The 23,650-nt window shown below is 69.0% G+C and carries 19 protein-coding genes and 2 rRNA genes (1 of these 21 running past the window's edge); 10 read left to right on the top strand and 11 right to left on the bottom strand.

Features of this window, described 5'->3' with window-relative positions:
- From TSH58p_RS19065 to TSH58p_RS19055, 3 genes are all read left to right on the top strand, one after another.
- Positions 1–1,175 (top strand): 23S ribosomal RNA (locus TSH58p_RS19065) (it extends 1,584 nt beyond the left edge of the window).
- A 136-nt stretch (positions 1,176–1,311) separates the two neighbouring features.
- Positions 1,312–1,427: ribosomal RNA gene (rrf, locus tag TSH58p_RS19060) — 5S ribosomal RNA — on the top strand.
- A gap of 288 nt (positions 1,428–1,715) precedes the next feature.
- Positions 1,716–2,876 (top strand): PQQ-dependent sugar dehydrogenase, encoded by a 1,161-nt coding sequence (locus TSH58p_RS19055; RefSeq protein ID WP_109072344.1) that lies wholly within the window; start codon positions 1,716–1,718, stop codon positions 2,874–2,876.
- 8 nt (positions 2,877–2,884) lie between these two features.
- On the opposite strand, the gene TSH58p_RS19050 is transcribed toward TSH58p_RS19055, so the two are convergent.
- Positions 2,885–3,112, bottom strand: a complete 228-nt coding sequence (locus tag TSH58p_RS19050) for a DUF1127 domain-containing protein (protein WP_109072341.1) — start codon at positions 3,110–3,112, stop codon at positions 2,885–2,887.
- A gap of 149 nt (positions 3,113–3,261) precedes the next feature.
- Between TSH58p_RS19050 and TSH58p_RS19045 the strand changes: the two genes are divergently transcribed.
- Positions 3,262–4,101 carry an RNA methyltransferase gene (locus tag TSH58p_RS19045; protein WP_109072340.1) on the top strand — a complete coding sequence of 280 codons (840 nt, stop codon included), beginning with the start codon at positions 3,262–3,264 and terminating at the stop codon, positions 4,099–4,101.
- Here TSH58p_RS19045 and TSH58p_RS19040 read toward each other — a convergent pair.
- Positions 4,087–5,022, bottom strand: coding sequence for a LysR substrate-binding domain-containing protein (locus TSH58p_RS19040; RefSeq protein ID WP_109072339.1), 936 nt, complete (start codon positions 5,020–5,022; stop codon positions 4,087–4,089). The two genes, TSH58p_RS19045 and TSH58p_RS19040, sit on opposite strands and share 15 nt — an antisense overlap.
- Before the next feature lie 115 nt (positions 5,023–5,137).
- Between TSH58p_RS19040 and TSH58p_RS19035 the strand changes: the two genes are divergently transcribed.
- On the top strand, positions 5,138–6,607 hold the full coding sequence (locus TSH58p_RS19035; RefSeq protein WP_109072338.1) for a catalase: 1,470 nt from the start codon (positions 5,138–5,140) through the stop codon (positions 6,605–6,607).
- Positions 6,608–6,682: 75 nt separating this feature from the next.
- Here the strand turns inward: TSH58p_RS19035 and TSH58p_RS19030 are convergent, their stop codons facing one another.
- Entirely contained in the window at positions 6,683–7,096 is a 414-nt protein-coding gene (locus TSH58p_RS19030; protein ID WP_109072337.1) for a helix-turn-helix domain-containing protein, read from the bottom strand.
- Positions 7,097–7,213: 117 nt separating this feature from the next.
- On the opposite strand from TSH58p_RS19030, the gene TSH58p_RS19025 reads away from it, so the two are divergent.
- Positions 7,214–8,062 (top strand): SDR family oxidoreductase, encoded by an 849-nt coding sequence (locus TSH58p_RS19025; protein ID WP_109072336.1) that lies wholly within the window; start codon positions 7,214–7,216, stop codon positions 8,060–8,062.
- Between the two features lie 79 nt (positions 8,063–8,141).
- Here TSH58p_RS19025 and TSH58p_RS19020 read toward each other — a convergent pair whose 3' ends face one another.
- The 3 genes from TSH58p_RS19020 to TSH58p_RS19010 are packed head-to-tail and all read right to left on the bottom strand — an operon-like array spanning position 8,142 to position 13,132.
- Positions 8,142–11,219 (bottom strand): MexW/MexI family multidrug efflux RND transporter permease subunit, encoded by a 3,078-nt coding sequence (locus TSH58p_RS19020; RefSeq protein ID WP_109072335.1) that lies wholly within the window; start codon positions 11,217–11,219, stop codon positions 8,142–8,144.
- A 10-nt stretch (positions 11,220–11,229) separates the two neighbouring features.
- On the bottom strand, positions 11,230–12,426 hold the full coding sequence (locus TSH58p_RS19015) for an efflux RND transporter periplasmic adaptor subunit (protein ID WP_109072334.1): 1,197 nt from the start codon (positions 12,424–12,426) through the stop codon (positions 11,230–11,232).
- Positions 12,416–13,132: a TetR/AcrR family transcriptional regulator gene (locus TSH58p_RS19010; protein ID WP_109072333.1), complete on the bottom strand. Its 717-nt coding sequence runs from the start codon at positions 13,130–13,132 to the stop codon at positions 12,416–12,418. Before TSH58p_RS19010 ends, TSH58p_RS19015 begins: the two co-directional genes overlap by 11 nt.
- Before the next feature lie 217 nt (positions 13,133–13,349).
- Here TSH58p_RS19010 and TSH58p_RS19005 point away from each other — a divergent pair, with 217 nt between their 5' ends.
- The 4 genes from TSH58p_RS19005 (at position 13,350) to TSH58p_RS18990 (ending at position 17,952) form a co-directional block, all read left to right on the top strand.
- Positions 13,350–13,718 carry a hypothetical protein gene (locus tag TSH58p_RS19005; RefSeq protein ID WP_247874273.1) on the top strand — a complete coding sequence of 123 codons (369 nt, stop codon included), beginning with the start codon at positions 13,350–13,352 and terminating at the stop codon, positions 13,716–13,718.
- A 76-nt stretch (positions 13,719–13,794) separates the two neighbouring features.
- A complete protein-coding gene (locus tag TSH58p_RS19000; RefSeq protein ID WP_109072332.1) occupies positions 13,795–15,342 on the top strand; it encodes a multicopper oxidase family protein in 1,548 nt (515 codons plus the stop codon).
- Positions 15,343–15,566: 224 nt separating this feature from the next.
- Positions 15,567–16,604 (top strand): polysaccharide pyruvyl transferase family protein, encoded by a 1,038-nt coding sequence (locus TSH58p_RS18995; protein WP_109072331.1) that lies wholly within the window; start codon positions 15,567–15,569, stop codon positions 16,602–16,604.
- A gap of 73 nt (positions 16,605–16,677) precedes the next feature.
- Positions 16,678–17,952 carry a hypothetical protein gene (locus TSH58p_RS18990; RefSeq protein WP_109072330.1) on the top strand — a complete coding sequence of 425 codons (1,275 nt, stop codon included), beginning with the start codon at positions 16,678–16,680 and terminating at the stop codon, positions 17,950–17,952.
- Here TSH58p_RS18990 and TSH58p_RS18985 read toward each other — a convergent pair.
- The 5 genes from TSH58p_RS18985 to TSH58p_RS18965 all read right to left on the bottom strand — a co-directional run bounded on the left by TSH58p_RS18985 (position 17,915) and on the right by TSH58p_RS18965 (position 23,586).
- Positions 17,915–18,721, bottom strand: coding sequence for an ABC transporter permease (locus TSH58p_RS18985; RefSeq protein ID WP_109072329.1), 807 nt, complete (start codon positions 18,719–18,721; stop codon positions 17,915–17,917). The two genes, TSH58p_RS18990 and TSH58p_RS18985, sit on opposite strands and share 38 nt — an antisense overlap.
- Before the next feature lie 3 nt (positions 18,722–18,724).
- Positions 18,725–19,492: a molybdate ABC transporter substrate-binding protein gene (gene modA / locus TSH58p_RS18980; protein ID WP_109072328.1), complete on the bottom strand. Its 768-nt coding sequence runs from the start codon at positions 19,490–19,492 to the stop codon at positions 18,725–18,727.
- Positions 19,493–19,776: 284 nt separating this feature from the next.
- Entirely contained in the window at positions 19,777–21,282 is a 1,506-nt protein-coding gene (locus tag TSH58p_RS18975) for a tagaturonate reductase (protein WP_109072327.1), read from the bottom strand.
- Positions 21,283–21,323: 41 nt separating this feature from the next.
- Positions 21,324–22,397: an aldose epimerase family protein gene (locus TSH58p_RS18970; RefSeq protein ID WP_109072326.1), complete on the bottom strand. Its 1,074-nt coding sequence runs from the start codon at positions 22,395–22,397 to the stop codon at positions 21,324–21,326.
- A 136-nt stretch (positions 22,398–22,533) separates the two neighbouring features.
- Positions 22,534–23,586 carry a GNAT family N-acetyltransferase gene (locus TSH58p_RS18965; RefSeq protein ID WP_146205961.1) on the bottom strand — a complete coding sequence of 351 codons (1,053 nt, stop codon included), beginning with the start codon at positions 23,584–23,586 and terminating at the stop codon, positions 22,534–22,536.
- Between the last annotated feature and the right edge of the window lie 64 nt (positions 23,587–23,650).

Raw genomic sequence — 23,650 nt, 5'->3', positions numbered from 1 at the left:
ACTTCGGAAGAAGAGGGCCCCGTTCGTGCGCAAGCGCGGGCGGGGGGCACAGACCAGGGGGTGGCGACTGTTTACTAAAAACACAGGGCTCTGCGAAGCCGTACAAGGCGACGTATAGGGTCTGACGCCTGCCCGGTGCCGGAAGGTTAAGAGGAGGGGTTCACGCTCCGAATTGAAGCCCCGGTAAACGGCGGCCGTAACTATAACGGTCCTAAGGTAGCGAAATTCCTTGTCGGGTAAGTTCCGACCTGCACGAATGGCGTAACGACTTCCCCGCTGTCTCCAACACCAACTCAGCGAAATTGAACTCTCCGTGAAGATGCGGAGTACCCGCGGTCAGACGGAAAGACCCCGTGCACCTTTACTACAGCTTTGCAGTGGTGCTAGGGATCTCATGTGTAGGATAGGTGGGAGGCTAGGAAACCCGGGCGCCAGCTCGGGCGGAGCCAACCTTGAAATACCACCCTTGAGGTCTCTGGCATCTAACCGCGCTCCGTTGATCCGGAGCCGGGACCCTGCATGGCGGGTAGTTTGACTGGGGCGGTCGCCTCCCAAAGTGTAACGGAGGCGCGCGATGGTGGGCTCAGAGCGGTCGGAAATCGCTCGACGAGTGCAATGGCATAAGCCCGCCTGACTGCAAGACAGACAAGTCGAGCAGAGACGAAAGTCGGCCATAGTGATCCGGTGGTTCCATGTGGACGGGCCATCGCTCAACGGATAAAAGGTACGCCGGGGATAACAGGCTGATGACTCCCAAGAGTCCATATCGACGGAGTCGTTTGGCACCTCGATGTCGGCTCATCACATCCTGGGGCTGGAGCAGGTCCCAAGGGTTCGGCTGTTCGCCGATTAAAGTGGTACGTGAGCTGGGTTTAGAACGTCGTGAGACAGTTCGGTCCCTATCTGCCGTGGGTGTCGGAGTTTTGCGAGGATCTGTCCCTAGTACGAGAGGACCGGGATGGACATACCTCTGGTGCACCGGTTGTCACGCCAGTGGCATGGCCGGGTAGCTAAGTATGGACGGGATAACCGCTGAAAGCATCTAAGCGGGAAACCCACCTCTAAACCAGAACTCCCTTGAGAGCCGTGACAGACCATCACGTCGATAGGAGGCATGTGGACGGGCGGCAACGCCTGAAGCTGAGCCTTACTAATCGCTCGATCGGCTTGATCCTTCCCAGCAGGCGGCCCGCGCGCAGCGGCAAGCCCTGGGCGCACGAGCCAACACCGCAAGAATGCAAGAACGCAAACGTCCTCGATCATTGACACCTCTGCCGTCCCTGTCTGGATGGTTCGCGTGTGCCTTGGTGACCTGGTGGTCATGGCGAGGCTCCCAACACCCGATCCCATTCCGAACTCGGCCGTGAAACGCCTCAGCGCCGATGGTACTGCGTCTTAAGACGTGGGAGAGTAGGTCGCCGCCAGGTCACCACGGCACACGCCAAACCAGCCAGGACGTGGACGGACAAGGCTTCAAACACACTTGACAATCGGCTTCATGAACGACAAAGCCGGCGCTTTTCCCTGTGGGAAGCGCCGGCTTTTCGTTGTGTTTGTTGTGCCTGGGGTGTCGGCACGGGCCCCCACCCTAACCCTCCCCCGCGGAGCGGGGGAGGGGATCAAAGAGGGAAACTAGGGGCCGGGCGTCTTGTTCGTGGCCGTGGCGCCCCCACCTACCCATCGAAAGCGACGATGCGGGAGGACGAGGAATGCGCATGGGCCGAACCGCCGCCCTGATGACCGCCACCACCCTTGCGGCTTGCCTGAGCGTCACCGACGCGAGCGCCGTGGACAAGGTGTTCAAAACCGAAAAGGCGATGGTGTCGGTGAAGACCGTTGCCAGCGGCCTCAGCCATCCCTGGGGACTGGCCTTCCTGCCCGACGGGCGGATGCTGGTGACCGAGAAGGACGGCCGGTTGCGCATCGTGGCGCCGGACGGCACGGTGTCCGGCCCGGTGAAGGGCGTGCCGAAGGTCGACGACCGAGGGCAGGGTGGCCTGCTCGACGTGGCGCTGGACCCGGACTTCGCGCAGAACCGCTTCGTTTATCTCAGCTTTTCCGAGCCTGGGACGGAGGATGGCACCAACTCCACCGCCGTGGCGCGCGGCGCGCTGAACGCCGACGAGACCGCCCTGACCGACGTCCAAGTGATCTTCTCGCAGAAGCCCAAGGTGGAAAGCCGCATGCATTACGGGTCCCGGCTGGTCTTCGACCGCCAGGGCCACCTGTATGTGACGCTGGGCGAACGCTCGCTGGAGCAGTTCCGGACGCAGGCGCAGGATCTCGACTCGCATCTGGGCAAGGTGGTGCGGATCAACCGCGATGGCTCCGTGCCCGCCGACAACCCCTTCGTGAACCGGTCCGGCGCGCTGCCGGAAATCTGGTCCTACGGTCACCGCAACATCCAGGGGGCCGCGCTGAACCCGCAGACCGGCGCGCTGTGGATCAACGAGCACGGCCCGCGCGGCGGCGATGAGGTCAATGTGCCGGAGGCGGGGAAGAATTACGGCTGGCCCGTGGTGTCCTACGGCGTGAACTACAACGGGACGCCAATCGGCACGGGGAAGTCGAGCGCCCCCGGCATGGAGGAGCCGGTGTACCAGTGGACCCCGGTCATCGGCTCCTCCGGCATGACCTTCTACACGGCGGACACGGTGCCCGGCTGGAAGGGCAGCCTGTTCAACGGCGGGCTGGCGACCAAGGAGGTCGTCAGGCTCGAACTCGACGGGAACAAAGTGAAGCACGAGGAGCGCATGTTCCGCGATCTGGGTAAGCGCATCCGGCAGGTCAGCCAGGGTCCCGATGGCGCGCTCTATCTGCTGACCGACGAGAACAGCGGCGAGATCCTGCGGGTGACCCCGGCGGGCAAGTCGTAAGCGCCGGTTCAGCGGCCCCCGCTGCGCCGGGGCGGCTTCGTCAGGCGTTCGGCGGCCATCAGGTCGCTGCGGCTGACGCCGATGTCCCTCAGCAATCGGTCGTCAAGGCGGCCAGGGGCGACCGCGGCCCGCCGGTTCCGGCGCTCCCTCAGTTTGCGGCAGGCTCCCAGCAGGGCGGCGGTGAGTGATTTCGGCAGGGTTGCGCCGAAGGCGTGGACGGCGGACAGGGTCGGCATGGGCGATTCCTCCGTTCGGGCGGGGACTGCCGCCCCGCGTTGCCGGACCTGTCTAGCGGGCTTTGGCCGATGGTGAAGTGGCGCCCTTCACACCGGCACCATGCTTTCCGGTCTTCCGGTGGGGCGGCTGGGGCGCTACACAGGCGCCCATGCCATCCATCATTCCCCCTTCAATCATCCCTATCGACGACCCGGACGACCCGCGGATCGCCGCCTACCGCGACGTGAAGGAGCGCGACCTCGTGGGGCGGGAGGGGCGCTTCATCGCCGAGGGGGCGGTGGTGCTGCGGACCCTGCTGACCGCTTCGCGCCACGAGACCCTGTCGCTGCTGATCGCCGACAAACGGATCGCCGGGCTGGCGCCGATGTTGGAGGCGTTGCCCGCCGCGGTGCCCGTTTACAGCGCCCGGCAGGAGGTTCTGGACGCCATCGCCGGCTTTCCCCTGCACCGCGGCATCCTGGGGCTGGGTCGGGCGGCGCCGATGCCGGAGCCGGACGCGCTGCTGGCCGGGCTGGGGCCGCGGGCGACCGTGCTGGTGCTCTGCGGGATCGGCAACCACGACAATGTGGGCGGCATCTTCCGCAACGCGGTGGCCTTCGGGGTGGACGCGGTGCTGCTCGATTCCGGCTGCTGCGACCCGCTCTACCGCAAGGCGATCCGCGTGTCGGTCGGGGCGGCGCTGCGGGTGCCCTTCGTCCGGATTCCGGCGGGGACCGACCCGGTCGCCCTGCTGGAACGGCACGGATTCGCGGCCATCTCGCTGAGCCCGGCGGGGGCGGTGACGCTGGCGGGCCTGCGCCGTCCGGAGCGGGCGGCGCTGCTTCTGGGGGCGGAGGGGCCGGGCCTGCCGGCGTCCGTGCTGGCGCGGACGCGGACGGTGCGCATTCCCATGGCGCCGGATTTCGATTCCCTGAACGTCGCCACGACCAGCGGGATCGTCCTGCACCACCTCGCCTTCATGGCGGAGCCGGACTCAGCAATCGGCTGAGCCGTCGATCCGGCGCAGGCCGGGCGGGGTGGCGTCGCGCAGGCTTTGGGCGAGCGCGTGGAAGCCGGCGGCGCGCGGGTCGCTGGCCCGCCAGACCAGACCGATGGTGCGGCCGGGCGGGTCGCCCTGGAAGTCGCGGTAGGCGACCAGACCGCCCACCGTCGCCGCCTCCCCGTCGCCGGTGGCGAGCCGCGGCATCAGCGTGTAGCCGGTGCCGCTGGCGACCATGTGGCGCAGCGTCTCCAGCCCGGTGGCGTGGCGCATGCCGCGGGTGGTGGCGCCGCAGGCGGCCAGCGCCTGGTCGCGCAGGCAATGTCCTTCCTCCAGCAGCACCAGCTCGCCGGGGTCGAGGTCGGCCAGGGCGATGGAGGGCAGGCTTTCCAGCCGGTGGCCGGTGGGGTGGGCCAGCACGAAGGGTTCGAAGAACAGGGCGTCGCAGGTCAGCCCCTCGGCCTCGACGGGCAGGGCGAGCAGGACCGCGTCCAGCCGCCCCTCGCGCAATTCCTCCAGCAGGCCGTCGGTGCGGCCTTCGGACAGCACGAGTTGGACATCGGGCAGGTGCCGGCGCATCGCGGGCAGGACATGGGGGAACAGGTACGGCCCCAGCGTCTGGATCGCCGCGATGGAGAGCGGACCGTGCAGGGCACCCGCCGTCCCGCGGGCCAGCGCCAGCAGGCGGCGCGCCTCCTCCAGGACGACGCGGGCCTGCCGGATCACCACCTCCCCCTGCGCGGTGGGCAGCACGCGGCGGCTCGTCCGCTCGAACAGGGGGATGCCGAGAAGGTCTTCGAGCTTGCGGATCTGCGCGCTCAGCGACGGCTGGCTGACCGAGCAGCGCTCCGCCGCCTTGCCGAAATGCCGCTGCTCGGCCACCGCCACCACATATTCCAGATCGCGAAGGGACAGGCCGGCGAGATTCATAGGATCAAGCTATCGAAGCATTTGAAACGATGTCTTGGATATATCAACGACGCGGCGGGATAACCAGAGGGCAAAGCGGACGAGCCGACCGATAAGAAACGCAAGGAGTTGAGCCATGAGCACCCTGACCACCGCCGCCGGCATTCCCGTCGCCGACAACCAGAATTCGCTGACCGCCGGCCCGCGCGGTCCGGTGCTGATGCAGGATTTCCACCTGATCGAGAAGCTGGCCCACTTCAACCGCGAACGCATTCCGGAGCGGGTGGTCCACGCCAAGGGGGCTGGCGCCTACGGCGTGTTCCGGGTGACCCGGGACGTGACGCCCTACACCGCGGCCAAATTCCTGTCGGCGGTCGGCAAGGAAACGGAAGTCTTCCTGCGCTTCTCCACCGTCGGCGGCGAGAAGGGCTCCGCCGACGCCGAGCGCGACCCGCGCGGTTTCGCCGTCAAGTTCTACACCGAGGACGGCAACTACGATCTGGTCGGCAACAACACGCCGGTCTTCTTCATCCGCGACCCGCTGAAATTCCCGGACTTCATCCACACGCAGAAGCGCAACCCGGCGACCAACCTGAAGGACCCGACCGCGGTCTGGGACTTCTTCTCGCTGTCGCCGGAGACGATGCACCAGCTGACCATCCTGTTCAGCGACCGCGGCACGCCGCGCGGCTACCGCCACATGGACGGCTTCTCCAGCCACACCTTCTCCTGGATCAACGCGGCGGGCGAGCGCTTCTGGGTCAAGTACCACTTCAAGACCCGCCAGGGCATCCAGAACTTCACGGCGGAGCAGGCCGTGCGCATGGCCGGCGTCGATCCCGACCACGCCACCCGCGACCTCTTCGCCGCCATCCGCGACGGCGATTACCCGGCCTGGACCGTGTCGGTGCAGATCATGCCGGAGCTTGAGGCCGACGCCTACCGCATCAACCCGTTCGACCTGACCAAGGTGTGGCCGCACGCCGACTATCCGCTGGTCGAGATCGGCGAACTGGTGCTGAACCGCAACCCGGAGAACTACTTCGCCGAGGTCGAGCAGGCCGCCTTCAGCCCGGCCAACGTCGTCCCCGGCATCGGTTTCAGCCCGGACAAGATGCTGCAGGGCCGGCTGTTCGCCTACGCCGACGCGCACCGCTACCGGCTGGGCGCCAACCATCAGGCGCTGCCGGTCAACCGCCCGCACGCCGCGGAGGTCCGCAACCACCAGCGCGACGGGGCCATGCGCTTCGACGGCAACGGCGGCGGCAGCCCGAACTACGAGCCGAACAGCTTCGGCGGGCCGGTGCAGAACCGCGCGGTGGCCGAACCGCCGCTGCGCATCGCCGGCGACGCCGCCCGCTACGACCACCGCGAGGGCAACGACGACTACGCCCAGGCCGGCGCGCTGTTCCGCCTGATCGGAGCGGAGGCGCAGGCGCGGCTGATGGACAACATCGCCAACGCGCTGGGAGAGGCGCCGGGCTTCATCCAGCAGCGCCAGTTGAAGCACTTCTTCGCGGCGGACCCCGCCTATGGCGCGGGCGTCGCGAAGCGGCTGGGGGTGACGGCGGCGGCGCTGCCTGAAGAGGCCGCCGTGTCCGGCTGAGGTCAACTCCCAAACACTTGGCACCGCCGGACGCACCCCCTCGCGTCCGGCGGTTTTTTTTGGGGGAAGACGGGTTCAGTCCGCAGAGGCGTCCTGCCGGTTCGCCCAGCCTTCGGCGATTCGCGGCAGGTTGAACTCGATCCAGTCGGCGAGGAGGCGCACCTTCTCCGCGGCCTCCCGTCCCAGCGGCGTCAGGCTGTAGTCGACATGCGGCGGCACCACGTCGTGGGCGGTGCGCCTGACCAGCCCGTCGCCCTCCAGCCATTGCAGCGTCTGGGCCAGCATCCGCTCGCTGACCCCGCCGATGGTGCGGCGGAGTTCGCTGAAGCGGAGCGTTCCACTTTCCAGGGCGATCAGGACCAGGACGCCCCAGCGGCTGGTGACGTGCTTCAGCACCTCCCGCGAGGGGCAGGCCGCCGCCATCAGGTCGCCGCGCTGCATGCGCTCTGACAGCGGCAGCGGAATGTAGCCATCGTCCGGTTCCGGCATCGCCGCCCTCCCGTTGGAAAAAATCTTCACACTTACATTTATGTACGTACTTACGAAAAGTAAGCAAGTGCCTTAGGTAGATGGTCACCACCCAACCGCAAACGGGACACCCGACCCATGACCATCGCCGTCACCGGTGCCACCGGCCAGCTTGGCCGCCTCGTCATCGCCCGCCTGAAGGAGACGGTTCCGGCCTCCGGCATCGTCGCCCTGGCGCGCTCCCCCGCCAAGGCCGCCGACCTGGGGGTCGAGGCCCGCGAAGCCGACTATGGCAATCCCGACGCGCTCGCCCGCGCGCTGGCCGGCGTCGACACGCTGCTGCTGATCTCGTCGAACGAGATCGGGCAGCGGGCGGCGCAGCACCGCAACGTCGTCAACGCCGCGAAGGCGGCGGGCGTCGGCCGGATCGTCTACACCAGCCTGCTCCACGCCGACCGCTCGCCGCTGAGCCTCGCCGAGGAGCATCGCGCGACGGAGGCGGACATCAAGGCGTCGGGCATTCCCTTCACGATCCTGCGCAACGGCTGGTACACCGAGAACCACACCGGCTCGGTCGGCGCGGCGCTGGCCGGGGGCGCCTTCATCGGCAGCGCCGGCGACGGGCGGATTTCCTCGGCCACGCGCGCCGACTACGCCGACGCCGCGGTGGCGGTGCTGACCGGCAGCGGCCATGAGGGCAAGACCTACGAGCTTGCCGGGGACGAGGCGGTGACTCTGGCCGATCTGGCCGCGGAAATCTCCCGCCAGTCCGGCACGGACATCCCCTACCGGAACCTGCCGGAGGCGGACTACGCCGCCATTCTCGCCGGCTTCGGCCTCCCGGACGCCTTCGCGAAGGGCATCGCCTCCTGGGACGTCGACGCGTCGAAGGGCGCGCTGTTCGACGACGGGCGCCGGTTGTCGGCCCTGATCGGGCGCCCGACCACGCCGCTTTCCGCCGCCGTGGCCGCGGCTCTGCCCCGATAAACGCGGGCTGGCAAGGAAAAAGCCCCCCTCGCCTTGCCGGGCGAGGGGGGCTTTTTTCAAGAGTACAGTCCGACGGCGGTTACTGCGAGGCCGCCGCGATCTCCCGCGCGCGGCGGGACACCGACGCCGCGTAGTGGTCCTTCGCCAGCACGGTGTAGACCGCCGGCAGGACGAACAGCGTGAACAGCGTGCCGATCAGCATGCCCGACACGATCACCAGACCGATGGAGAAGCGGCTGGCCGCACCGGCCCCCGCGGCGGTCAGCAGCGGCAGGAGGCCCACCACCATCGCCGCCGTGGTCATCAGGATCGGGCGCAGGCGGACGCGGGCCGCGTGCTCAATGGCGGTGCGGCGGTCCACCCGCTCGTTGATCTGCATCTCGCGGGCGAACTCCACCATCAGGATGCCGTGCTTGCTGATCAGGCCGATCAGCGTCACCAGACCCACCTGGGTGTAGATGTTCATGGTGGACAGGCCGAAGAACAGCGGCAGCAGCGCCCCGCAGATCGACATCGGCACCGAGATCAGGATGACCAGCGGGTCGCGCAGCGATTCGAACTGCGCCGCCAGCACCAGATAGATCACCACCAGCGCGAAGACGAAGGTGACCATCAGCTGGCTGCCCTCGGTCACGTACTGGCGGGACTCCGACAGGTAGGAATGGCCGAAGCCGGCGGGCAGGATCTCGCGGGCCTGCCGCTCCAGGAAGTCCACGGCCTGACCCATCGTCACGCCCGGCATCGGCACCGCGGAGAAGGTCGCGGAGGGAAGCTGGTTGTACTTGGTCAGGGCGTTCGGCTCCGTCGCCATCTCGATCGAGACGACGGTGGACAGCGGGATCTGCGCGCCGTTGCCCGCCGTGACGTAGTAGCGGGTCAGCGTCTCCGGCGTCAGGCGCTTGTCGCGCGGCACCTGCGGGATGACCTCGTAGGAGCGGCCGTTCAGGTTGAAGCGGTTGACGTAGTTGCCGCCGACCAGGACCGCCAGCGTGTCGCCGATCGACTGCATGGACAGGCCGAGGTCCGCCGCCTTCGACCGGTCGACATGCAGCCGGACGACCGGGCTGTTGAACTGCAGGTCGCTGTCGGTGACGATGAACATCCCGCTTTCCATGGCGGCGGTCTTGATCCGCTCCATGGCGTTGAAGATGGTCTGGTAGTCACCGGGGCTGTTGATGACCATCTGCACCGGCAGGCCGCCGGTGGAGCCGGGCAGGGCCGGCGGCGACACCAGGAACACCTGCGTGCCGGCCACCTTGCCGAGATCGGCCTGGACCAGCGGCTGCAGTTCCTTGGCGCTGCGGGTGCGCTCGTCCCACGGCTTCAGGATCATGCCGGCGAAGCCCTGGGTCAGCGTCGGCAGGCCGTTCAGCACGAAGCGGGTGTCGGTCTCCGGATAGTGGGTGAACACCTCGTCCATCTCGCGCCCGTAGGCGTCCATGTAGTCGAGGTTGGCGTACTGCGGCCCCTTGGTGATGCCGAACAGGATGCCCTGGTCCTCCTCCGGCGCCAGCTCCGACATGGTGTTGGCGAAGAGGAAGCCGACGCTGAGCAGAACGCCGAAGCCGAACAGCAGGGTCGCCGCCCGGTAGTCCAGCGCGCCGGCCAGCCGCCGCCCGTACCAGCCGGACAGCTTCTCGAAGGTCCGGTCGACGAAGCGGGCGAAGCGGCCCTCGTTCATGTCGCGGGTCAGCAGGAGCGAGCACATCATCGGCGACAGCGTCAAAGCCACCACGCCGGAGATGATGACCGACCCCGCCAGCGTGAAGGCGAACTCGCGGAACAGCGCGCCGGTCAGCCCGCCGAGGAAGCCGATGGGGGCGTACACGGCGGCCAGCGTGATGGTCATGGAGATGATCGGCCCGATGATCTCCCGCGCGCCGATCAGCGCGGATTCGACGGGCGACTTTCCCTCCTCCAGATGGCGGTGGACGTTCTCCACCACCACGATGGCGTCGTCCACCACGAGGCCGATGGCCAGCACCATGGCGAGCAGCGTCAGCAGGTTCAGGCTGAAGCCCATCGCCAGCATGATCGTCGCGGCCCCCACGATGGACAGCGGGATGGTCACGATGGGGATCAGCACCGAGCGGAAGGAGCCCAGGAACAGGAAGATCACCACGATGACGATGCCGACCGCCTCCAGCAGCGTCTTCTGCACCTCGTCGATGGAGGCCTGGATGAAGCGGGTGGAGTCGTAGACGATCTCCATCTTCAGCGACGGCGGCAGGTTGCGCTCCAGCTCCGGCACCAGCTTGCGGATGTCCTCCACGATGGTCAGCGGGTTGCCGGTCGGCGTGGAGTTGATGCCGATGAAGATCGCCTGCTGGCCGTTCATCGACACGCTGGCGTTGGAGCTTTGCGCGCCCAGCTCGATCTGGGCGATGTCCTTCATGCGGACCAGCGCGCCGTCCTTGGACTTCACCACCATCTGCCGGAACTGCTCGACGTCGGTCAGGCCGGTGTTGGTGGTGATGTTGGAGACGACGAAGACGCCCTTCGCCTGTCCGGGGGCGGACTGGTAGTTGTTGGCCTGGATCGCCGCCCGCACGTCGGCGGCGGCGATGTTGCGCGCGGCCATCCGGTCGGGGTCGAGCCAGACGCGCATGGCGAAGGTCTGCCCGCCCAGGATCTGCGCCTCGGCCACGCCGGACACGGTGGACAGCAGCGGCTGCACGACGCGCGTCAGGTAGTCGGAGATGGCCGCCCCGGACAGCTCCGGGCTGGCGAAGCCCATGTAGAGGATGGAGGTCGTCTCGCCCGTGGACTTCAGGATCACCGGGTCGTTGGCTTCGCGCGGGAGCTGGTATTTGACCTGCTGCACCTTCGACATCACGTCGGTCATCGCGACGTTGGGGTTGAAGTTCAGCCGGATGTAGGCGGTGACGAGGCTCACCCCCTGGGTGGAGGAGGAGGTGATGTAGTCGATGCCTTCCGCCGTCGCCACCGCCTGCTCGATGGGCGTCGTGATGAAGCCCTGCATCAGGTCGGGGGAGGCGCCGGGGTAGGAGGTGGTGATGGTGATGACGGTGTTCTGCAGCTCCGGATACTGCCGGATCGGCAGATCCGTCAGCGATCGGACGCCGACCAGCAGGATCAGCAGGCTGACCACCAGCGCCAGGACCGGCCGTCGGATGAAGATGTCGGTGAATGACATGGCCGGGTCCTCAGTTGCGCGGAACGGTCTGCGGCGGCACCAGCGCGCTCGCTTCCGTCGGCACCACGGCGGCGCCGTTGTTCAGCTTGAGCTGGCCGGAGGACACCAACCGGTCGCCGGGCTTCACCCCGTCGAGGATCTCCACCTTGCCGTCGAAGCGGTCGCCGGTCTTCACCGGAACGCGCTTGACGATGTGGCCGTCCTTGCCCTCGTCGTCCTTCTGGGCGGCGACGACGAAGACGCTGTCGCCGTAGACCGTGTAGTCCACCGCGGTTTCCGGAACGACGATGCGGTTCTGGGCCGGCGGCTGGACGACGCGGATGTTGGCGAACATGCCGGGCAGCAGCTTGCGCTCCGGGTTCTTCAGCGTGGCGCGCACCTTGATGGCGCGGGTGTCCGGGCTGACCTGCGGCTCGATGGTCGAGATCGCCGCGTCGAAGTTGGCGCCGGGGGCGGCGTCGGCGGAGATCAGCACCGGCTGCCCGACGCGGATCTGGCTCAGCGCCTGCTCGGGCAGGGTGAAGTCGACGAACAGGTTGGCGAGGTCGGTCAGCGTGACGACGGGGCCGCCGGCGCTGACATACTCGCCGACATTCACCTGCCGGATGCCCAGCTCGCCGTCGAAGGGCGCGCGGATCAGCTTCTGGGCGATCAGCGCCTCGGTCTTCTTGATGTTGGCGTTGGCCTCGTCGAGCTGGGCCTGGTTCTGGTCGACGGTGACCTGCGGGCCGGCCTGGTTGCGCAGCAGGTTGCGGGCGCGCTGCAGGTTGTTCTCGGCCAGCTTCGCCTGGGCGCGGTAGGCCAGCAGGTCGGCCTGATCCGGGGCGTCGTTGAGCTGCACCAGCGGCGCGCCGGCCTTCACGGTGGCGCCCGATTCGAAGAAGATCTGGGTCACGCGCCCGACCACCTCCGGCGCCACGGTGACCTGCCGGCTGGCGGTCAGGGTGCCGATGGCGGTGGTGTATTTGGGAACGGACTGCGCCGTCGCCTCGGCGACCGAGACGGGGGTCGGCGGCGGCTTGTTGCCGGCGAAGAAGTCGGCGATGGCCTTGTTCCGGAAGTTGTTGAAGGCGTACAGGCCGCCGAACAGCACGGCCAGGATGACGGCCATGATGATGATGCGGAACGCCAGCCGCCCGCGGGTGACCGGACGGCGTGCGGTGGTCCGCTCTGGCGCGTGAGCGGAATGGTCGATGTCACTCGTCACGATCAGCCTCTCTCGAACAGGTCGGTTCTGGTTCTGTTGATTGGGTGCAATGCAATAAAGGCGTGTAAAGCGCAACCGCTTCCTCCCGCAGGCCGAGGCCGCGAAGGATGAAGGCGACCGCGTCGCGGATGGTGCGCCGCGGCTCGGCCAGGGAAGGGACGAGCGGCGTCGGCGGCAGGTGAATGGTGGCCAGGGTCGATCCCAGCATTTCCGCCAGCCAGAAGGCGTTCTCATCCACCGGGGCCGAGGGGATGAGGTCGCCTGAGTCGCGGGCGGCGCGCAGCGAGGCCACGAAGGGCGGCGCGATGTGCTCCGACATCCAGCGGCGCACCATGTGGGCGAATTCCCCGTCCTCCAGCAGGCTCATGAAGTAGAGCCGGTAGCGGGGGAGCATGGTGTCGCGGTCGCTGGGCAGTTCGCTGACGTAGCAGCTGACCATCGCCTGGACGTAGGCGGCGAGCGTCTCCGTGCTCGGCGGCATCGCCAGCAGCTTCGCGAGATCCTCGTCCCCGTCCACGCAGGAGCGGAAGATCGCCTCGTAGAGCGCGGCCTTGCTGGGGAAATGCTTGAAGATCAGCGCCTCCGACACGCCGGCGGCCTGAGCGATCTCCTTCGTCGTGGTGGCGGCGAATCCCTTGCGCGCGAACAGCGGAAGGGCCGCGTCGATGATCGCCGCGCGCCGGGCCGAGTTGTCCAGCCGTCCCATGATTAACCTTATGGCATAAGTGAGTACTAACTCACTTTGTTCGGGCTGGAGATACCATGGTGCGTTCGGGCTGTCCAGGGCGGTGAGCGGGCCGGGACCGCGGCGCGAATTTGCGCTTGACCTTCCCGCCGCTGGAAGGTGGAGACTGTGCGCGGTGATGCCGGTGCAGGAACGGGAAACGGCGATGGCGCGGGGTGGATGCCCCCTTGGCTGGAGGATGCCGATCGGGCGGCTGGTGGCGGGGCTGCTGATGTTGGCCGCGCTGGCGCTGTTCGCGCCGGCCCCCGCGCAGGCGCATGCCCACGCCGGTGCCCACGGTCAGGGCCACGCCGCCTCCGCGGCTCCACCACCGGCCGCGGGCGTCTGGGTGGGCGATGCCGACCACGCGCCCCCGGCGGACGACGCCTGCGCGGGCAAGACCGGGCTGTCCTGCGGCGCCTGCCCGATGCTGCTGTCGGGCATCGCCACCACGGTGGCTTTTCCGATGCCGCCATTCCACCTTTCGGCACCCTTCCGGCCGACCAGCCTGTTGCCGGAGGGAATCGGTCCGCCGCCGGCCCTCAGACCACCGCGCCTGGCCGTTTGACCGGACATCCACGCCCGGGCTGCGCCTTCGTGGCGCGCCAAGGGCCGGCATTTCCCCGAAAACGGACCACCGCATCATGACGATTCTTCAGACCCGCCGCCGTTTCCTGGCGTCCGCGGCTTCGGCCGCCGCGCTGGGCGGCCTTTCCACCCTCATTCCCGCGGTCGCACGCCCTGCACAGGCCGGTGCTCCCCTCCGCCTCGCCGTCGAGCGGCGGGTGCTGGAGGTGATGGGCAAGCCCGCCTCCGTCTTCGGCATCCGCCAGCCGGACGGCACTTCCGGCCTGTTCCTCGATCCGGGGCAGCGCTTCCTGGTCGATCTGGCGAACCGGGCCGGGGAGGACGCGGTCATCCATTGGCACGGCATGACCCCGCCCTACGCCCAGGACGGCGTGGCCGACGCGAACCGCCCGCTGATCCGCGACGGCGCCAGCCAGAGCTACGACTTCGAGCCGCGGCCCGGCACGCACTGGATGCATTCGCACCACGGCCTTCAGGAGCAGCGGCTGATGGCGGCCCCGCTGATCGTCCGCACCGCCGATGACCGGCGCGAGGACGCTCAGGAGGTCACCGTGCTGCTGCATGATTTCACCTTCAAGGACCCCGCCGAGGTCCTCGCCGGGCTGACCGGCGGCATGAATCATGGGGGCATGGATCACGGTGGTGGCCATGGCAGCGATCACGGGGGCCATGGCAGCGGGCATGGCGGGGCCACGCCGATGATGAACCACTCCATGGATATGAAGGGGATGGGGGATATGAAGGGGATGGGGGACATGAAGGGAATGGCCGGCATGACCATGGCCGCCATGGACCTCAACGACGTGGAGTATGACGCCTACCTCGCCAACGACCGCACGCTCGACGACCCGGAGGTGGTGCGGGTGGAGCGCGGCGGGCGGGTCCGCCTGCGGCTGATCAACGGGGCGACCTCGACGGCCTTCCACATCGACCTCGGCGCGCTCGACGGCACGGTGGTCGCGGCGGACGGCAATCCTGTCCAGCCGGTGACCGGGCGGCGCTTCGGCATGGTCATGGGGCAGCGGCTGGACATCCTCGTCCAGCTTCCCGCCGAGAACGGCGCCTTCCCCATCCTGGCGCAGCGGGAGGGGGAGCGCCAGCGCACCGGCATCGTCCTCGCCACCCCCGGTGCGGCGGTGGGCAGAATCGCCGGCCTCGCGGACGGCGCCGCCGGGCCGGTGGACCTGTCGCTGGAGCGGCGCTTGACGGCGCTCGACCCCCTGGCGCCGCGCCCCGTGGACGCGGCCTTCACCATCCGGCTGACCGGCGGCATGGCCCCCTATGTCTGGACCATCGACGACCGGCCCTTCGGCGAGCACCGGCCGCTGACCGTCCGCAAGGGGCAGCGCGTGACGGTCACCATGGTCAACGAAAGCCCGATGGCCCACCCGATGCACCTGCACGGCCAGCATTTCCAGGTGACGGCGCTCAACGGGACGGCGCTGGCCGGGGCGGTGCGCGACACGGTGCTGGTGCCGATGAACGGTTCCGCCACCATCGCCTTCGATGCCGACAATCCGGGGCGCTGGCCGTTGCACTGCCACAACCTTCTGCACATGGCGACGGGGATGATGACCGAATTGGTGTGCGACCAAACCATATGAACACGAATATTCCGGCGCGGCCCGACCGCGCCGGAAAGGTTACCGCAAATGCTCCATGCCCGTTCGGACGGGTGAAATCGGCGAATCCAGGGGCATTCCTTTGGGAGCGAACTTTCACGCATCACTCCCATTCACATTGGACCGGGACGTGTCACTTCTCTTCCATCTCCGGGGGCGGCAACCAATGTTCCGGGACCAATCTTCTGCGGGGGCGGCCATTGGCCATGGATACGTGGTGTTATGACGGCGGTGCCGGGGGGCGCTCGGCCGCCGGGTCTGGTGGCGGGTCTGCCGGCGGTGCCGCCGGTGCGGCGGACCTGTGGCTGGACCCGGATCTTGCGGCCCTGGAGGCGCTGTCGCTGCGGGTGCGGGACACGGTTTTGCCGCATCTGGGCAGCGGACCGGCCGTCTATGCGGACATCCCGGTCCATCTCAACGTCGGGGACCTGCTGATCAACCAGGCGGCGGAAACCCTCTTCACCGACGGCGGGGTGGAGATTCGCGAGCGGGTGACGCTGGGCAACGCCCGGCGCCTGCTGCGCCGCCAGCGCGACGGGCAGGCGGCGATCCTGCTGCACGGCGGCGGCAATTTCGGCGACCTCTACCCCCATCACGAGACGTTCCGGCAGAAGGTGCTGGAGAGTTTCCCGTCCAGCCGCATCGTGCTGCTGCCGCAGACCGTCTACTACCGCGACCACGACCGGCTGCGCCACGACATGAAGCGCTGGGCGGCCCACCGCAATCTGGTCTTCATGGCGCGGGACGCGCCGTCGCTCGATCTGGTGCGGCCCTTTCTGGGGGAGCGGGCGATCCAGGTGCCGGACCTCGCCCATTACCTGACCCGCTACCCGACGCGTCTGACGCCGGTCCGCCCGGCCCACGACACGACCCTGCTCGTCATGGCCCGGCGCGACCAGGAATGCGCCGGGCGCCACTGGCTGCGCCAGGACTCGCCGGTCTTCGACTGGGAGGATCTGTGCGGGCCGGAGGATTTCGCCGGCTTCGCGCTGGCCGCCCGGCTGATCCGGCTGGACGACGCGGTGCCGCTCCCGGCCGATCCGCTGCGCAGCTGGTATCCCATCCGCGACCGGCTGGTCCGCAAGGCCGTCGCCCATTTCGGCGCGGCCAACGCGGTTGTGACCAACCGCCTGCACGGGATGCTGCTGGGCCTGATGATGGGGCTCCCGGTGCAGGTGCGCGACAACTCCTACGGCAAGCTGACCAACTACATCGACAGCTGGCTCACCGGCTGGAAACGATAGGACCCCTGGGAACGAATGCGCCCCGCATCCGTCTGTCTTCCCGGAACACGGGCTGGAGAAGGCGTCGGGACGCATGGCGGGCAAGGGGCTGCACATCGGATTCGAGGAGACGGCGAGCGGCGGTCTGGTCCGCCGCACCGTCCTGCTGTCCGAGGACGGCGCCCGCCGCCGGGACCGCGTGGTCTACGAGTTCGAGGACCCGGCCGGGACCTTGGTGGACCGGCCGATGGACGGGTCGGTCATGGCCGTCCTGTTCCACGCCATGCAGCGGGGCCTCCCCGTCCATGTGCACGGGCCGCTGACGCGGACGGCGCTGCACAACATCGACACGCTCCAGGGGGTGTGGCGGCGCTGGCGTCCGGACCGCTACCGCACGGTGGAGATCATCCCGGAAACGGTCGTCGACCGCACGGAGCCCAAGCCGGGGCGGCGGGCCATCGCCGCCTACTCCAGCGGGTTGGACAGCACCTTCACCATCCTGCGCCATCGGCTTCTCCTGCCGCCGGAACGCCGCCACCATGTCGGCGCGCTCCTCATGGTGCACGGATTCGACGTGGAGCTGGACCGGCCCGAGGATTTCGAGCGGCTGGTCGAGCGCACCCGGCCCTTCCGCGAGCTGGTCGGGCTGGACCTGCGCGTGGTGCGGACCAACAGCAAGGAGCTGCATCTCCAGAACTGGCAGGACTCCCACGCGGCGGAGCTGGCGGCCTGCCTGCACCTCCACGCGGCGGAGTTCGAGTTCGGGCTGATCGGCAGCACCAAGCCCTACGACGCGCTGGTCATCCCCTACGGCACCACGCCGATCGCCGATCATCTGCTGTCCGGCGACGGCTTCTCCATCGTCCATGACGGGGCCGCCTATTCCCGCACGGAGAAGGCGGCGGCGGTCGCCGCCCATCCGGAGGCGGTGCGTTCCTTGCGCGTCTGCTGGGAGGGGGCGGAGCAGTTCCGGAACTGCGGCGTGTGCGAGAAATGCGTGCGCACCCGGATGAACTTCGCCGCGGCCGGGGTGATCGCCCCGGACTGCTTCGACGGGCCGCTGGACCCGGCGCGCATCGCCGGGATTCCCGTGCGCAACGAGCCGCAGGCGGCGGAACTCCGTTCCATCCTCGACTACGCCCGCCAGCACAAGGTGGAGGGGGAGTGGCTGGAGCGGCTGAAGGAGCGGGTGCGCGCCATCCAGCCGGATTTTGGCCAATCCGAGCGTGGCTCTCCCGAGCCCCGTCCGGTCCGGGCGGTGAAGGGCGCCGCCGCGTCGCTGCGGCAGGCGGCGGTGGGGCTGCTCGACGCGATGGAGCTGAAGCAGCCGCTCAAGCGGGTCCGCAACCGGCTGCGGACCCGCGGCTGAGCCTGTCGTTCCGCCGCGCGCCGAGCAGCCGCATCGCCACCAGCATCAGCAGCGCCGCCGCCAGAAGCAGGATGGCGCAGGCCACGGCGATGCCGGTTTCCCCGGTCGCGATGTTGAGGAAGACGGCCATGGGCAGCGTCTCGGTCTTCAGGCGGGTGGCCCCGGCGACCATCAGCGTGGCGCCGAACTCGCCCAGCGCCCGCGCCCAGGCCAGCACGGCCCCCGCCGCGATGCCCCTGGCGGCGAGCGGCAGCTCCACCCGCCAGAACACCGCCCACGGGGTGGCGCCCAGCGACTGCGCCGCGACGGCGTAGGTCCGGTCGACGGATCGGAAGGCCGCCGTGGCGGTGCGCACCACCACCGCCGTGGAGACGAAGGCCAGGGCCAGCACCACGCCCGCGGGGGAAAACAGCAACTCCATCCCCAGCGCCGGAAACGGCCCGTTGCGCCCGAGCAGGAACAGCAGCCCCAGCCCGGCGACCAGCGGCGGCATGATCAGCGGCACGTCGAGCAGCGTGTCGAGCAGGAGCTTGCCCGGAAAGCGCCGCCGCGCCATCAGATAGGCGGCCGGCAGGCCGAGGACCAGCGCGATCCCCAGCGCCGCGACGGAGGTCAGCGCCGACAGCCGCAGCGCGAACAGCGTCTCCGCCGCGGTCAGGGCGGCCCAGAGATCGCCCGGGGGAAGGCGGGCCAGCAGGGCGCCCAGCACGCCCGCGATCGTCAGCGCCACGATGGCGAGCGGCAGGGCCAGCAGGGCGGCGAAGCCCATCCGTCAGGTCTTCGGGGCGGGCGGGAAGCCGAAGCGCTGGAAGGTGGCGAGGCCGGCGTCCGAGGCCAGGAAATCCGCGAAGCGCCTGGCCGCCTCCGGCGCGGCGCTGGTCTTCAGCACGGCGACGGGGGCGTATTCGGCCTCGTACCATTCCGGCGGGATGGCGATGACGGACAGCTTGCCGGGATTCTGGGCCGCCTCCGACGCGCCGATGATGGCGGCGTCCACGTTGCCGTCCAGCACATAGAGGGCGAGCTGCTTCACGGTCGCGGCGCGGACGGTGACGTTGCGGCGGATCGCCTCGCCCTGGCCGGACTTGTCCAGGATGTCCTCCGCGGTGCGGCCCAGCGCCATGGCCTGCGGGTCGCCCAGCCCGACGCGGACGCCCGGCTTGGCGAGGTCGGCGAAACCGCGGATCGCCTCGGCCTTGCCCTGCGCCACGGCAAGAACGGGGCCGTGCACCACCAGCACCTTGAGGTCGGCGACGGCGTCCAGCTCCTTCAGCTTGTCGGTGTAGAAGGTCGTGCCGGGGATGAACAGGTCGCCGCTCTTCGTCTCGGCGAAGCGGGCGAGAAGCTGGCCCGACCCGCCGTACTCGACCGTCACGGTGATCCCGGTCTCCTTGCGGAAGTCCTCGATCAGCGCCTCGACCGGCGGGCGGAGGCCGGCGCCGACATAGGCGTGGAGGTCCTGGGCGGCCGCCGCGGCGGTCTGGGCGGCGGTCTGGAGGGCCAGCAGCCCGACGGCGAGGGCGAGGGCTTTCAAACGCATGGACACGGTTCCTTCGGTTCGTTGCGGAATGGTGACTCGCCCGACGCTGTATCCATGCGGATACTGCGCTGAATGGGCGCTGTCAACAGGCCGTTATACGCGAAGGTATATAGCGGGTGGGGACATGGGACGTTCCCCTCTCCCCCCGGGGAGAGGGTCAGGGTGAGGGGGTTGCACGTGTGCCGGACGTTAGCGCCACGCGCATCCCCCTCACCGGCCCTCCGGGCCACCCTCTCCCCAGAGGGGAGAGGGTTATTATGAAGAGCCCATGTGGCTTAAGCGCCTCAGCTCACCAGCGCCTCCAAAGCGCCGCGCATGCCGCGTTCCTCGATCACCGCCAGATGGGCGGCGGTGCGGTGCGCCAGACCGGGGATGCGGGTCAGGTCCTCGCCCCACAGCGCGGCGTTGGACAGCACGGCCTCCACCAGCGCCGCCGGGTCGCCGCCATGCGCGGCCCAGGCGCCGGACAGCGCCGTCAGGACCGCCGCGTCGTCGCGGATCGGGTAGGGGCCCGCGTCGCGGCTGCCGGTGCAGGCGCCGTCCGTCGTCCGCGTGCCCTTGTAGAAGCGCAGCAGGGCGGCCAGCGAGAAGGACAGGCCGTCCGGCGCCTCGCCATGGGCGGCGGCGTAATCCTTCAGGCTGGGCAGGACGCGGACCTGCCACTTCGACACCGAGTTCAGCGCGATGGCGATCAGCTCGTGCCGGATGTAGGGGTTGCCGAAACGCTCCATGATCGTGCGGGCGTAGTCCTGGCGCTCGGCGTCCGGCAGCGGGACGAAGGGCACGATCTCGCCGAACATCACCGTGTTGAGGTAGGCGGACAGGGTGGCGTCGTCCATCATGCCCTTCACCGTGTCCACCCCCGCCACGAAGGCGGCGAGCGCGCTGGCGGTGTGGGCACCGTTCAGGATGCGCACCTTGCGCGTGCGGTAGGGCTGCAGGTCGTCGGTCCAGACCACGTTGAGTCCGGCCTTGTGCAGCGGAAACTCCTCGGCCAGGGCCGCCGGGCCTTCGATGACCCAGACGTGGAAGGGCTCCCCGGCGACGGCCAGCGGGTCCTCGTAGCCCCACGCGGCGGCCAGGGCGGCGGCCTCGTCGCGCGGGTAGCCGGGGACGATGCGGTCGACCAGCGTGTTCAGGAAGTGGTTGTGCGCCTCGACCCAGGCGGCGAAGCCGGACTCCAGGCCCCAGCGCTTGGCGTGGGCCAGGACGATCCGCTTCAGCTTGGCGCCGTTGGCCTCGATCAGCTCGCAGGGCAGCAGGACGAGGCCGCTCTCCGGCGTGCCGCCCAGCGCGGTGAAACGGGCGTGCAGCAGCGCCGCGACCTTGGCCGGGAAACTCTGCTGGCAAATGCCGGGGGTGTAGGGTTCCGCCACGTCGGCGATGCCGGCCTCCGTCGTGTTGGACACCAGGAAGCGCAGCGCCGGGGACGTGGCGAGGGCCAGCATGCGGTCCCACTCGGCGTAGGGGTTCAGCGCGTCGGACACGCAGCTCACCACCCGGCGGGATTCGACCTCCTTGCCCTGCTCGATGCCGCGCAGCAGGACGGTGTAGAGGCCCTCCTGTGCGTTCAGCAGGCAGGCGACGCCCTGGTCCAGCGGTTGGGCGACGGCGACCCCGGCGCTCATCAGCCCGGCGCCGTTGGCGACGTCCACCATCCAATCGACGAAGCCGCGCAGGAAGTTGCCGTCGCCGATCTGAAGGACGGTGACGGGCAGCCGCGGGGCGCCCGCCGTGTGGGCCACGTCGAGAGCACCGGCGGCGAGCGATTCACGGGAGAGAAGAGGCATGACGGAGGGTCCTTTGAGAAACGCGATTCAAGAACGCGGGGTCAGGCGACGCCGAAGCGGTAGACGATGCGGCCCGTGCACCACTGGCCGGGGGCCAGCGCCGTGGAGGGGAAGGACGGGATGTTGACGGCGTTGGGGAAGTGCGACGGCTCCAGGCAGAAGGCGCTGTGCCGGGTGTAGAGCGCGCCGCCCTTGCCGAGGTCGCGCGGCGTCTGGCCGTCGAGGAAATTGCCGGTGTAGACCTGCACGCCGGGTTCGGTGGAGAGAACCTCCAGCACCCGCCCGCTGCCCGGATGGACGACGTGGGCGTGCAGCCCCAGCGCGCCGTCCGGCTTGTCCACCGCGTAATGCAGGTCGTAGCCCTTGCCGAGCGCCAGCATCGGGTGGTCGGCGGCGATCCGCGCGCCGAAGGCGGCGGGGCTGCGGAAGTCGAGGGGGGTGCCGGCCACGTCCACCAGTTCCCCGGTGGGGACGGCGGTGGCGTCGAGCGCCAGATAGCGGCTGCCGTTGACCGTCGCCACATGGTCGAGGATGGAGGATCCGGCGTCGCCCGACAGGTTGAAGAAGGTGTGGTCGGTGAAGTTCGCCACGGTCGCCTTGTCCGCCGCGACGGCGGTCCAGGCGATGGTCAGGGCGTTGTCCTCGTCCAGCGCATAGACCAGCCGGACGGGCAGGGTGCCGGGGAAGCCCTCCTCCCCGTCCTGGAAGACGTAGGTCAGCTCCAGGCTCGTCTCGTCCAGCTGCCGCGCGGCGAACGTGCGGAAGCGGGAGCCGCGCTGGCCGCCGTGCAGGGTGTTGGGCGGCGCGTTGACGGCGGTGCGGTGCTCCACCCCGTCCAGCATGAAGCGTCCGCCGCCGATGCGCCCGCAATAGCGCCCGATGAAGGAGCCCATGGAGGGCTGGCCGGCCATGGTCCGCTCCAGCGTCTCGTAGCCCTGCACCACGTCGCCGAGGGCGCCGTCGCGGTCGGGCGCCAGGATCTGGACGATCTTGCAGCCGTAATTGGTGATGCGGACGGCCATGCCCCGGCGGTTTCGCAGGGTGAACAGGTCGGTCGGCGTGCCGTCGATGGTGGCGCGGAAATCCTCGCGCCGGAGGTCGGCATAAGGCGTCATGGCGTGGGTGCCCCTTGGACCGGATGAATGCCGGAAGGATATCGGATATATTAATATATCAGTTATCGGGGCGGAAGGAGAAAAGCGCCCGCCGCCGGAGCGGGCGTTTTTGCCGCACGTCGACGGTTTGGAAGCGTCAGCGGGTCAGGGCCGCGCCGAGGTCCTCGACGCCGATCTGGTGGGTTCGGAGAATCTTGTGCTCGGCGTAGCCGAGCTGGCGGTTGATCGCCAGCATCGGGCCGTTCGTCGCCGCGTTGCGGGTGATCATCAGCCGGACGGAGGGCCGGGCGGAGCGAAGATGCCGCAGCAGGGCGGCCTTCAGCCCCTTGCCCACCCCCCGCCCGCGCCGGTCACGGCGCACGCCGGTGACGATCTGATGAACCCGGTCCGTCATCTCCGGGTGCCAGAAGACGTCGCTGAAGCCGATCACCGACCCGTCGGCGTCGCGCAGCACGACCATGTGATGCTCGACCCGCTGGAACTGGATGTTGCGCTTCCATTCCATGGCCATCGCCATGGTCACCGGGACCAGCGGCTGGTCCAGCCGGTCGCGCGGCAGGTCGGGAAGCAGGGCGTTGTGCAGCGGCAGGATCGCTTCGAATTCCGCGTCCGGGACCTCGCCGGCATGGATGGTTTCCGTCAGGCCGGGTACCGCAAGGGGCATCGCCGCATGCCAATCCTCCACCATCGCCCAATCGACGGTGTCCAGCGCCAGCCGGCTGTCCACCGACCGCAGCCGTTCGTCGGCCCCGATGGCGCGGAGGAAGCCGTGACCGTCCGCATCGTCGGTGACCAGGGTCAGCAGGCTCTTCCCGTGCGCGGTCATCAGGCCGTGGATTTCCGCCAGCAATCGCCGGCCGATCCCCCGGCGCCGCCATTCCTTCAGCACGAAGCCGTCGGCGTGCAGGTGGAGCAGCGCCGCCTGGATGTCCGGCTGGTCCGGGTTGGGCAGGAAGGCGCCGACAATGCCGACGATTCGCCCCTCCGCCCGCGCCACCCAACAGACGCTCCGCCCGAAAGCGCTCGGCTGGCGTTCGATCGCTTCGAACCAGGCGTCCGAGGGCGGGAGGTCGTCCGCGCCGGACTGTGCGTGCCGGGCGCGGCGGAAAACATGGCGCTCCGCCCACAGCCCCGGCGGAGCGCTGTGCGGGTCGAAGGGAAGGATATCGAAGGCGGGCGGAGCGGTCATGAACACCCCCGGCAGGACTGACGCACGGATCGCGGGAGTGTGAGGTGTCCCGCCACGCTCCGGG

The organism is Azospirillum sp. TSH58, from assembly GCF_003119115.1.
Taxonomy (GTDB): Bacteria; Pseudomonadota; Alphaproteobacteria; order Azospirillales; family Azospirillaceae; genus Azospirillum.
Note: the sequence above shows the minus strand (reverse complement) of the source record. Positions and strands in the feature narration are given on the sequence as shown.